General features: G+C 73.9%; 4 protein-coding genes. 2 read left to right on the plus strand and 2 right to left on the minus strand.

All coding sequences use genetic code 11. The features are described from left to right. Together ACFO60_RS38640 and ACFO60_RS38645 are read right to left on the minus strand one after the other, a co-directional pair. Positions 1–1524, minus strand: coding sequence for a tryptophan 7-halogenase (locus ACFO60_RS38640; RefSeq protein WP_380851720.1), 1524 nt, complete (start codon positions 1522–1524; stop codon positions 1–3). After that, positions 1505–3157, minus strand: coding sequence for a (2,3-dihydroxybenzoyl)adenylate synthase (locus ACFO60_RS38645; RefSeq protein ID WP_380851723.1), 1653 nt, complete (start codon positions 3155–3157; stop codon positions 1505–1507). The genes ACFO60_RS38640 and ACFO60_RS38645 overlap by 20 nt, the downstream gene beginning before the upstream one ends. 178 nt (positions 3158–3335) lie before the next feature. Between ACFO60_RS38645 and ACFO60_RS38650 the strand changes: the two genes are divergently transcribed. Further along, a complete protein-coding gene (locus tag ACFO60_RS38650) occupies positions 3336–8810 on the plus strand; it encodes an amino acid adenylation domain-containing protein (RefSeq protein ID WP_380851726.1) in 5475 nt (1824 codons plus the stop codon). Then, positions 8807–9922, plus strand: a complete 1116-nt coding sequence (locus tag ACFO60_RS38655; RefSeq protein WP_380851729.1) for a saccharopine dehydrogenase NADP-binding domain-containing protein — start codon at positions 8807–8809, stop codon at positions 9920–9922. The genes ACFO60_RS38650 and ACFO60_RS38655 overlap by 4 nt, the downstream gene beginning before the upstream one ends. Positions 9923–9995: the final 73 nt, after the last annotated feature.

The following is a 9995-nucleotide window of genomic DNA, read 5'->3' on the forward strand; positions in this document are numbered from 1 at the left end:
TCATCCTTCCTTGGAGCCGACGGTGGCGGCCGGCCGCGCGGCGACCACTGCCGACTCCGCCCAGCGCAGATGGTCGGGCGACGGCACCAGATCGCTGGGCAGGAGCGGAGGCTGCTTGTGGGGGTTGCCGAGCACTCCCGCCTGGATCTGGTTCATCTCGCGCATTACCTCGGCGACGACCGGGGCGCCGAACAGCGCCCCCATCCGCTCGCCGCTCTCGGTCTGGGCCGGTCCCGTCCGGGCGACCGCCTCGACGAGCTGGCTCGATGCGCCGTTCAGCAGCAGACCGGCCTCGGCGGTCGTGCCGCCGACCAGGGACGCGAACGCCTCCAGCTCGCCGCCCTCCATCCCGGAGACCTTCTTGGCCTGCCAGTAGTAGGAGCCGGTGTCGGCCTGCATGTCGTAGAAGGCGGCGAGGAACTCGTAGAAGACCCGGTACTCGCGCCGGTAGCGGTCGTTGAACTCGGCGAAACTGCGGTCCTCGTCGAGGTCGCCGGCCAGGTAGCTGTTGATCGACCTGGCCGCCAGCAGGCCCGAGTAGGTGGCCAGGTGGACGCCGGTGGAGAACACCGGGTCGATGAAACAGGCCGCGTCGCCGACCAGGACCATGCCCGGCCGCCAGAACCGCGACATCGAGTAGGAGTAGTCCTTGCGCACGCGCAGCCTGCCGTAGACCTCGTGGCGGGACCGCGGGGCGTCCTTCAGCAGGTCGCGGACCATCGGGCATCTGTCGATGAACCGGCGGAAGGCGGCCTCGGGGTCGTTCTGGATGCCGCCGGCGTACTCGCGTCGCACGACCGCGCCGACGCTGGTCAGCGTGTCCGACAGCGGGATGTACCAGAACCAGCCCTCGTCGAACGCGCAGCACAGGATGTTGCCGCGGTCCGGTCCGGGCAGGCGCCCGCCGCCTTCGAAGTAGCCGAACAACGCGAGGTTCTGGAAGAACGAGGAGTAGTGCCGTTCCCCGACGGCGCGGTACAGCGAGCTGCGGCTGCCCGAGGCGTCCACCACGTAGGCCGCCCGCACCGTCCGGGCGGCGCCGTCGGCGCCGGTGTAGCGGACCCCGGCCACGCGGCCGTCCTCCTCGATCACCCCGGTGACCGACACGCCCTCCTGCACGTGGACGCCCTGCCGTGAGGCGTTGCGCAGCAGGATCTCGTCGAACTTCATCCGCTCGACCTGGTAGGCCTCTGAGGTCTCGCCGCGCAGCATGGGGGAGTAGGCGAACAGGAAGTTCCACGGCTCAGGGCTCGCGCCCCACCGGAACGTCCCGCCCCGCTTGGGCATGAAGGACGCCTTCTCGATCTCCGGCAGGGCGCCGAGCAGCCGGCACACGCCGTGGATCGTGACCGGCAGCAGCGATTCGCCGATCTGGAACCTCGGGAACATCTCCTTCTCGAGCAGCAGGACACGATGGCCGTCCATCGCCACCAGCGTCGCCGCGGTGCTGCCCCCCGGACCACCGCCGATCACGACGACGTCGTAGGACTCCTCCGCGGCCCGATCAGAGCTTGACGGTGTCACTGTCCACCTCCTGTACGCCCGCGGCGCGGGCCGAAGCGCGGTCGCGCAGATCCTTTTTGGAGATCTTTCCGACGCCGGTCTGCGGCAGTTCGGAGACGAACTCGACCCGGTCGGGAATCTTGTAGGCGGCCAGGCCCCTGCCACGCAGGAATCCGAGCAGCTCGCGCGGTGCGGGCGGCTCGCCATGCGGCACCACGTAGGCGCAGGCCCGTTCGCCGAGGTACTCGTCGGGCATGGAGACCACGGAGGCGTCGAACACGCTGGGGTGGGCCAGCAGGTGGTTCTCGACCTCCTCGGGCGCGATCTTCTCCCCGCCCCGGTTGATCTGGTCCTTGGCCCGGCCCTCGACGACCAGGTTGCCGTCCGCCCGGCGGCTGACGACGTCGCCGGTGCGGTAGAAGCCGTCGGCGGTGAAGGCGCGCGCGTTGTGCGCGGCGGCCCGGTAGTAGCCCCGGATCGTGTACGGGCCGCGCGCCAGCAGGTGTCCGGGCTCGCCGTCGGGCACGTCACGGTCCTCGTCGTCGACGACGCGGATCTCGTCCGCCGGGGATATCGGGCGGCCCTGCGTCCAGACGATCGCCTCGTCGGGGTCGTCGAGCCGGGTGAAGTTGATCAGGCCCTCGGCCATGCCGAACGCCTGCTGAAGCGTGCATCCCAGCGTCGGCCGGATCCGCCGCGCGACCTCGGCGCTGCACTTGGCGCCGCCCACCTGCAGCACCCGCAGGCTCGACAGGTCGTGGCCCGGCACCGAGCCGGACGCCGCGGCGTTCAGCCAGATCAGCGCCAAGGGCGGCACGACCGAGGTGTGCGTCACCTTCTCGGACTCGATCAGCGGGAACACCACGTCGGGACTCGGCAGCGGAGCCAGCACCGCGCGGGCCCCGGCGTCGAGCGCTCCCAGCACGCCGGGAGAGATGAGCGGGAAGTTGTGCACGGCCGGCAGCGCCGCCAGGTAGACGCTGCTGGAGTCGAAACCGGACGCGGCCCGGCAGACCCGGGCGCAGTACAGGTAGTCGGCGTGGGTGCGGGGGATCAGCTTGGGCACGGCCGTGGTCCCGCCGGAGAGCTGGAGCACGGCCAGGTCCTGCGCGTCCGGCCCCGGCAGGTCCACCGGCTCGGCGTCCAGCTCGCGCAGCGGCACGAGTTCCTCGGCGTCGCCCACCACGATGACGTGCTTCAGCGACGGCACCCGGTCGCGGACCTCCCGGGCCAGCTTGCGGTAGTCGAAACCGCCGGCTCGCGCCGCGACGAAGTACGCCGACGCCTCGCTGATCTCACCGAGCTGGACCAGCTCGCTGCTGCGCAGCGGTGGCAGCGCCAGCACCGGGACGGCGCCGAGGCGGAGCAGCGCGAACAGCACCTCGCCGAGCTCGACGATGTTGGGCAGCTGCACGAGCACCCGGTCGCCGCGCCGCAGGCCGAGCCCGGCGAGCGCCGCGCAGAGCCGGTCGGCGCGCCTGTCGAGCGCCCCGTAGGTGACGGCGCCCTCCTTGGCGGCGAGCGCGACCCGGTCCGGGTGCTCCCTCGCGCGGGCGCGGAGCACCTCGCCGAACGTCTCGCCGGTCCACAGACCATCGCGGCGGTACCCGGCGGCGACCTCGTTCGGCCATCTGGGCCAATCGAGCTCATTCATGGAAATCTTCCGACTCCTCTGCCGTGGGGGACGGGGCGGTCAGCGACGATTCTGGGCCGGGCGCTCTACACAGTGTCTGGATGCCGTCCCATCCAGAACTTCTCCAGCGGGCGCGTGTGACGATGTGCGGCACTCACGACAGGTGCCACTCGGCGCGGCGGTGAAGGAGCGACGGATCGTGGACGTGGTCGAATTCGTGGACGTACTCGGAGCGTCGGGCGTCTCGCTGTACGAAGAGGGCGGGTTGTTGCGCTACCGGGCGCCCAAGGGGGTGCTGACGCCCGAGCGCATGGAGATCCTGCGCGCCCATCGCGACGCCGTCCTTGACCTGCTGCGCGCGCGGGAGTACGGCCCTGGCCTGCGCCCCGACCCGGCGGCCGCGCACGAGCCGTTCCCGCTCACCGAGGTCCAGGAGGCGTATCTGCTGGGCCGCAGCGGCGCCTTCGCCTACGGCGGCGTCGCCTGCCACGGCTACCTGGAGCTGGAGCTGCCGCCGCACTGGGAGGCGGAGCGGGTGGAGGGCGCGTGGAACGAGCTCGTCCGCCGGCATCCGATGCTGCGCGCGGTCGTCTCGCCGGAGGGCCACCAGCGGGTGCTCCCGGAGGTGCCGCACTACCACGTGCGGACCGAGGACCTGCGGCGGTCCGGTCCGCAGGAGGAGGCGCGGGCCCTTGAGGACGTGCGCGCGCGCATGTCGCACCAGGTGCGCAGAACCGACCTGTGGCCGCTGTTCGAGCTGCGCGTCACCCGCACCGGCCGCGCCCTGGTGCTGCACGTGGCCGTCGACCTGCTGATCTGCGACTACGGCGGCATCCGCACCCTGCTGGCAGAGCTCAACGACCTGTGCACGGGGACGGCCCTGCCCGCCGCGCCGCAGATCGCCTTCCGCGACTACGTTCTGGCGGCGCGCGCCGCCAGGGAGGGCACCCGCTACCAGCAGGACCGCGACTACTGGTGGGACCGCATCGACGGCCTGCCGCCCGCCCCCGACCTGCCTGTTCGCGGCGACGCGGTGAGCGCCCCGCCCCGCTTCACCCGGCACGGCGCCCGGCTGTCCCCCGATCGATGGCAGGCGCTCGCGCGGCGCGCGGCCGGCGCGGGCACGACGGCGTCCGGCACGCTGCTCCAGGCGTTCGCCGAGACCGTCGGGCGGTGGGCCCGCGACCCCCGTTTCACCCTCAGCCTCACACTGCAGAACCGGCTTCCCCTGCACCCCGACGTGGACGGCCTCGTCGGGGACTTCACCTCCACCAGCCTGTTCGCCGTCAACCTGACCGAGGGCGCCACCTTCGCCGACCGCGCCAGGGCCGGGCAGGCCCGGCTGTGGGAGGACCTGGACCACCGGCTCTGCTCAGGGGTGGAGGTGCTGCGCGAGCTGGCCCGCCGGCGCGGGCGCGCCGAGGCGCTGCTCCCGGTGACCTTCACCAGCACCGTCGGCGGGCCCGGCGAGGAGAGCGGCTCCCGCCTGATGCGCGACGGAGTGCTGGCCGGCGGCATCACCCAGACGCCGCAGATCTGGATCGACTGCCAGGTCATGGAGGAGGGCGGCAGCCTGCTCGCGCACTGGGACGTCCGTGACGGCGTGCTTCCCGACGGCGTGGCGGAGGAGATGTTCGTCGCCTTCACCGCCCTGGTGGAGGGCCTGGCCGACGGCGACGGCGTATGGGAGGCCGCCGACCCGGTGGAGCTGCCCGCCCGGCAGCACGCCGTCCTCGCGGCAGTGAACGACACGGCCGCGCCACGCTCCGAGGGGCCGCTGCACGCCGGGATCCTCGCGCAGGCCGCGCGCACCCCGCAGGCGCCCGCCGTCGTCACCTCCTCGCGGACCCTCACCTACGCCGAGCTCCTCGGCCGCGCCAGGGCCGTCGCCGCCGCGCTCGCCGAGGCGGGCTGCCGTCCCGGCCGGCGCGTCGCGGTGGTCATGGACAAGGGGTGGGAGCAGGTCGTCGCGGTCCTCGGCACGCTGCTCGCCGGGGGCGCCTACCTGCCCGTGGACACCACCCAGCCGCCGCTGCGCAGGAACGCCATCCTCGAGGACGCCGAGGTCGCCCACGTCCTCACCCGGACGGCGAGCGCTCCGCTCGCGGGTCTGCCCGACGGGATCCGCTCCATCGCCGTCGGCGACCTCGCGCCCCTCGCCGGCCCGGGGCCCGAGCACGTGCCCGGTCCCGGCGACCTGGCCTACGTCATCTACACCTCCGGGTCCACCGGCGTCCCCAAGGGCGTCATGATCAGCCACGCCGCCGCGCGCAACACCGTGGACGACATCAACGCCCGCTTCGGGGTGACGGGGCACGATCGCGTGCTCGGCCTGGCCCAGCTGGGGTTCGACCTGTCGGTGTACGACATCTTCGGGCCGCCGGCGGTCGGCGGCGCGCTCGTCCTGCCCGACGCCGGCCGCCGCGGCGATCCCGCGCACTGGGCCGCGCTGGTCGCCGCGCACGGCGTCACGCTGTGGAACTCGGTGCCCGCGCAGATGCAGATGCTGGAGGAGTACCTGCGTTCGGAGCCGGACGCCGACGTCGGCGGCCTGCGGCTCGCCATGCTGTCGGGCGACTGGATCCCCGTGCGGCTGCCGGACGCGATCAGGCGGCGGGTGCCCGGACTGGACGTGGTGAGCCTGGGCGGCGCGACGGAGGCGTCCATCTGGTCCATCTACCATCGCGTCGCCGGCGTGGATCCCGAACTGCGCAGCATTCCCTACGGCAGGCCGCTGGCCAACCAGACCTTCCATGTCCTGGACGGCCGGATGCGCGACTGCCCCGAGCACGTCACCGGCGAGCTGTACATCGGCGGAGCCGGGCTGGCGCTCGGCTACCTCGGCGACCCCGAGCGCACCGCCGAACGGTTCGTGCGCCGCCCCGGCGGCGGCGAGCGGCTCTACCGCACCGGTGACCTCGGCCGCCGCCTGCCCGGCGGCGAGATCGAGTTCCTCGGGCGCGTCGACCGGCAGGTCAAGATCAACGGGCACCGTGTCGAGCTCGCCGAGATCGAGGCGGCCGTGCAGGCGCACCCGTCGGTGGAGGCCGCGGCGGTCACCGTGCACGACAGGGGCGGCACGCGCAGGCTCGTCGCCTTCGCCGAGCCCGCGAGGGTCGCGCCCGCGCCCGCCCCGGACGCCCCGCGCGAGCGGGCCGCCGAGGGCGGCGCGGCCGAGGCCGCCGGACTGCGCGACGAGGCCGTGGTGGAGATGGCCGAGCTGCTCGACGTCTCCGCGCTGCAGTCGATGACCACGCTCCTGCTGGACCAGGGCCTGTTCCAGGACCGAGACGCCGCGCACACCGCCGAGGAGGTCATCGACGCCCTGAAGGCCGCACCGCAGAACCAGCACCTGGTGCGGCGCTGGCTGGAGGCGCTCACCGCGGAGGGCAACCTGGCCTTCGACGCGCCGACCGGCCGCTACCACGGGCTCGTGCCGGTTCCGCCGGAGGAGCGGGAGGCCGTCCTGAGCAGGATCGACGAGCTGGAGCCCCGGACTCGCTGGGGCGCCGAGGTCATCGGCTACCTGCGGACCTCCGAGGAGCACCTGGCTCCGCTGGTCCGCAACGACATCGACCTGCGGACCCTGCTGTTCCCCGAGGGACGCCTGGACACCGCCGAGGCCGCCTACCGCGACAACCTGATCAGCCGCCACAACAACGCCGCCGTCACCGCCGCGCTGCGCGAGATCGCGCGAAGCCATCCCGGGCCCGGCGCGCTGCGGCTCCTGGAGGTCGGCGCCGGAGTGGGCGGGACCAGCACGGGCCTCATTCCCGCCCTGGACGGCCTGAACGTGGACTACCTGTTCACCGACCTGTCCCACTTCTTCCTCACCGCCGCCGAGGAGCGGTTCCAGGACCACCCCTGGGTCCGCTACGGCCTGTTCGACCTCAACCGCGACTACCGGGCCCAGAGCCTGACCCCGAACTCCTTCGACGTGATCCTGCTCGCCAACGTGCTGCACAACGCCGTCAACGCGGGCGAGGCGCTGACCCGGCTGCGCGAGCTGCTGGCCCCCGGCGGCTGGCTGGTCTTCATCGAGGCCACCCGCGACGCCTACCACTTCATGACCTCGATGCTGTTCAACGCCGGCCTCAGCGGGTTCGAGGACGTGCGCAAAGAGACCGGACGCACCTTCCTGGAGCGGGAACAGTGGCTCGGCCTGCTGCGGGAGGCGGGCGCCGACGGCGCGTTCTGCCTGCCGGTGGAGGGCAGCGCGCTCGCGCGCATCGGCCAGAACGTGTTCGCCGCCCGCTTCAAGGCCGACCGGGCGCCGGTACGGGAGGAGGTTCTGCTCGGCCACCTGGCCGAACGGCTTCCCGAGTACATGATCCCCGCCGAGGTCCAGGTCGTGGACCGGATCCCGCTCACCGGCAACGGCAAGGTGGACCGGGCACGGCTGGACGCCTGGAGCGCCTCCGCCGCGCGCGGCCGGGCCGACGAGGGCGGCGAGGCGCCGCGCCCCGGCATGGAGCAGGCCATCGCCGAACTGTGGGCCGCGGTGCTCCCGGTCGGCTTCGTCGGGCGCGACGCCGACTTCTTCGACCTCGGCGGCGACTCGCTGCTGGTGGCCCGGCTGGTCACCAGGATGCGCGAGCGGCTGCCGCAGGCCGCCGGCCTCGCATGGGACGACCTGCTCCGCCTGGTGATGAACCGGCCGACCGTCGCCGGGCTGGCGGCGGGGCTCGCCGCGCTGGAACGCGGCGCGACCGGCCGCGCGGGCGGCGCGTCCCCGCTCGTCCCGATCAGCGAGGCGCCCGCGGGCGCGGCCGACACCGTGACCCGCGTCCTCGTGCACGACGGCACCGGCACCCTGATCCCGTACCGGCCGCTCATCGCCGAGCTGTCGGGACGGCTGTCGATGGCCGGGCTGGTCATCGACGACATCGAGACGTTCCTCGCGGCCGACCCGCGCAGGCAGGTCGCCGAGCTGGCCGACCGGCACGCCGAGGCCCTGCTGGACGAAGGGCTGGAACGGGTGCACCTGGTCGGCTACTGCATGGGCGGCCTGCTGGCCTCCGAGCTCGCCGTCCGCCTTGCGGACGCGGGGACCGACGTCACCGGCCTGACCGTCGTCAGCAGCTACCGCGTCCCCTACCTCGTCGAGGACGACCTGCTCGCCGAGTACATCTTCGCGCGGCTCATGCACGTCGACCCCGTCGACCTCGGCTACCCGCCGGACGAGACCGCGACCCGGGAACTGGTCCGCGCCGCGGCGGACCGGCACGGCGGCACCGTCCCGATGGACGGGCTCGTCGAGCAGGACGAGGACGCGCTGTCGCGGCGAGGGCTCGCGGCGCTGCGCGCCTTCCGGGTCCTCGCCGCGCGCTCCCAGGAGGACCGGCTGCGCGCCATGGCGGATCTCATGACGACCGACGACTCCGAGCTGCGGTCCATGGACCGGCTCACCAGGCAGTTCCGCATCGTCAAGCACAGCCTCGTCGCGGTCGCCTCGCACGTGCCGGCCGTCTACGACCGTCCGGCGACGTTCATGCGCCAGACCGGCGAGGCGGAGATCTTCCCGGGGATGTACCGGGACATGACCGAGTACTGGCAGCAGGTGTGCACCGGCGGGCTGCGCATCGTCGACCTGCCCGGCGACCACTTCACGTGCATGCGCCCGCCGAACGTGAGCGCGGCGGCCGAGGCGCTGCTGCGCGGCGGTCTCGGGTGAGCCCCGGGCCGCTGGTCGCGATCCTCGGCGGGTACGGGGCGGTGGGCTCGGTCGCGGCGCGGTGCCTGGCCGCCGAGTCCGGCGTGCGCCTGCGCGTCGGCGGCCGCGACCCCGGGGCCGCCGCCCGGACGGCGGCCTCCCTTCCCGGAGGCGCCGAGGCCATGGCCGTCGACGCGGCCGACGAGGGCGCCCTGGCGCGGTTCGCGGCCGGATGCGCCGTGCTGCTCAACTGCGCGGGTCCCGCCTACGAACTGGCCGGGCGCCCGAGAGCGGCCGCCGCCGCGGCGGGCGCCGCGTACGTGGACGTGATGGACGGCTCCGGCCCCGGTCCCGGGCCGGACGCGGAGCGCACGGCGGTCCTGTCGGCCGGCCTGTCACCCGGCCTGTCGGGCATGCTGCCGCGGCTGCTGGCCGACGGGCTCGCGAGGCCGGTCCGGTTCAGCGGAGGCTACGCCTGGCTCGGCACCTTCACCCGCACCGGCGCGCTGGACTACCTGCTGAGCCTGGAGCGGGACTTCGGGACGCCGCTGGCCCGATGGCGGTCGGGCCGGGTCGTGCGCGACCGCGGCGAGCGGGTGCAAGCGGTGGCGGGCGCGCCACGGCCGATCACCGTCTACCCGTACATGCCGGAGGAACTGGTGCGGCAGGCCCGGACGCTCGGCCTGGCCGAGGCCGAGTGGGTGAACGGGTTCGACGGCCGGCACCTGCTGGACACGCTGAGCCGGGTGCGGGCGCGCCCGGACGGCGAGCCGGGCGAGGCGGCGGAGGCGATCGTGCGGGCCAGCGCGCTCGACGCGCTGGGGCGCTCCCCCTACCACCTGCTGTGGGGCGAGCTGGACGGCCGGGACGCCGCCGGGGTCCTCATCCGCCGCTCGGTGCTCATCCGGGGCGAGGACGGCTCGGCGCTCACCGGGGTCGTCGGGGCGGTCGCCGCCCGAGAGACCGCTCTGGGCCGCGTGCCGGACGGCGCCCACGAGGCGTCCCAGGTGCTCGCGGCCGCGTCGGTGGTGGAGGCGGTGCGCACCCACCTGCCCGGCACGGCGGTCGTGCTGTCGGAGGAGCCCCTGGACGGAGCACCCCTGCCGGGCCCGCTGGAGGAGGGGGCCCTCTGACCCCCCGTACGGGCGCGCGGCCCCGCCGTACGGGTGCGCGGCCCCGCGCGGACGGGTGCGCCGCCGCGCACCC

The sequence above is a fragment of the Sphaerisporangium dianthi genome (assembly GCF_042654065.1).
GTDB classification, from domain to species: Bacteria; Actinomycetota; Actinomycetes; order Streptosporangiales; family Streptosporangiaceae; genus Sphaerisporangium; species Sphaerisporangium dianthi.